The sequence below is a fragment of the Psychrobacter sp. TB55-MNA-CIBAN-0194 genome, assembly GCF_040309505.1.
Lineage (GTDB): Bacteria > Pseudomonadota > Gammaproteobacteria > Pseudomonadales > Moraxellaceae > Psychrobacter > Psychrobacter fozii.
Map to the genome: position 1 here is coordinate 1 of NZ_JBEOOW010000810.1, position 234 is coordinate 234.

1 pseudogene is annotated in these 234 nt (G+C 50.0%); it reads right to left on the minus strand.

What is annotated here, in order from left to right:
* A pseudogene (locus AAEY75_RS17180) lies at nucleotides 1-234 on the minus strand (phage tail protein); the annotation flags it as partial.

A 234-nucleotide genomic window follows, 5' to 3' on the forward strand; every position in this document is an offset into this window, starting at 1 on the left:
GTCATAGGCTGGTCGATGAAGGGAAAGCAGCCATTGATAATCGTATCGAGCAACCACTGTGCGGTTAGAGTGCCTGTCTCAAAAGCAAAGCGCGGATCTGCTGAGCAGGTGCGATTGCCCCAGAATCGGAATCCTTCATGCTGGATAACCGATGTCACTTCATTGGCATTTAAGTAGCCCACTTCGGTATTTGGGTCTTCTAAATCCCAAGTGCGTGGCTGTACGATACCGTTG